General features: G+C 35.2%; 1 protein-coding gene. It reads right to left on the bottom strand.

Annotation, left to right across the window (positions count from 1 at the left end; genetic code table 11):
• Positions 1 to 112 precede the first annotated feature (112 nt).
• Positions 113 to 1,348 carry a transposase gene (locus ACYQ4S_RS11845; protein ID WP_091895368.1) on the bottom strand — a complete coding sequence of 412 codons (1,236 nt, stop codon included), beginning with the start codon at positions 1,346 to 1,348 and terminating at the stop codon, positions 113 to 115.
• Between the last annotated feature and the right edge of the window lie 195 nt (positions 1,349 to 1,543).

The following is a 1,543-nucleotide window of genomic DNA, read 5'->3' as shown; positions in this document are numbered from 1 at the left end:
AATTAGAAAACCTGTATTCGTTAATTCCTCATTTTTAGCAATTATGTTTAAAAATAGCCATGCAAATGAAACGCCCATATGCGCGTTTTAAAAAATTATTCAGTTTATTCATTCACAGTAAAGATAACTGATTCGAACGCTTTTCTACTTTATAAAAGTATCTGATACCTACTGTATCAAACGAGAGGATTTTAGAGATACCTCGTATGAACCGATAAAGATAGAACTTTATTTTCTTTCGTTTGTTTGAAGGTCGTGCCCGTGCTAAGACTGTTTGTGTATGGTAGTTACTCTTTTCAATGGCCAACGAATAATGCCCAACAAGACAATTCATCAGTGTATACAGAATGCGTAATGAACTGACCGTCATTGTTCGCGTTTTTTCTAATTGAAACTCTTCCTTTTGAACACGAAAGAGTTCTTCAATTCGCCAGCGAGTAATATAACTTTTCAGAATTCGAAGGACATCGTCCTTCCCATTGATGGAGTGATTCGTTAATAGTTTCATTGGCTTTTCGCCATAGCCATAGACAACAACCATATTAAGAGGGGAATCTTTTAACACAGGCAACTTAACTTTAATATGACTAACCTTTAATTTATATTCATCACCTTGAATTTCCGTCTTAAAGTTGATTTTTCCTTTCCGACGATGCGCTAAGTCAGGGACTTTCACGCGACGATTTCTATGTAGTAAATAACGATTATCCTTTAGTCGCGTAATGAAGTGATGGCCGATATCTTGGACATACTCATATATCGTATTGGTGTCATAACCACGATCCATAACGAAAGTAGCCTTTTTCTTTCCTAAAAACGAAGTGACTGTATTAAAGCCTTTGGCTATTTCAATATTTTGACTGTGAAAATCTTTCTCCTTGGAAGAATACAAATGATTATACAGAGGCAAGGGATGTTTCGTTTTCAGTGTAGCCATTGAAAAATTGATTGTAGGATAGCCTTTCTCTAAAACATTCTTTGACCCATCACGGACTAAAGCTAAATGTTCCATCTTTTCGGCATAAGGTTTAACAATTTCTGATTCATCAACGATAACCAAAGGGTTATCCGGTATAGATGTTCTTAGGCCATTTAAATAATTATGATGGAGCTCTTTCAAGTCATTCTCTTCAGAAGCATTACGAGATAAGCGTTTAATGGTGTACTGCAAGTCAATATTTTCTTCTAACGCTCGTGCAATATCTGATAACAGGGTATTTTGAGCCTTAGACATGCCATATAAAATATCACTGTAAAATTTCTTTCGTGGTTTAGAAAGACCTTCGGTCAGTTTTTCTAAAAAAGTGATTAAACTTCGCTTTGTTTGATAAATTTCTGTAGAATTCATGGTAAAATAACCTCAGTTCCTGTTTTGTTTTTTTGTTTTGTAGTGATTCAATTATAACAGATAACAGGATGAAATTAGTCCACAGATTTAAGCTGTGGACTGCTCAAAAGCCCGAGGATACCATGTTTTCCACATGTGTATACCTCGGGCTTTTGTCACCGTTCAGGAAATCATAAAATTTTGGGTAAATTCAAA

The sequence above is a fragment of the Alkalibacterium sp. s-m-28 genome (assembly GCF_054658175.1).
Note: the sequence above shows the minus strand (reverse complement) of the source record. Positions and strands in the feature narration are given on the sequence as shown.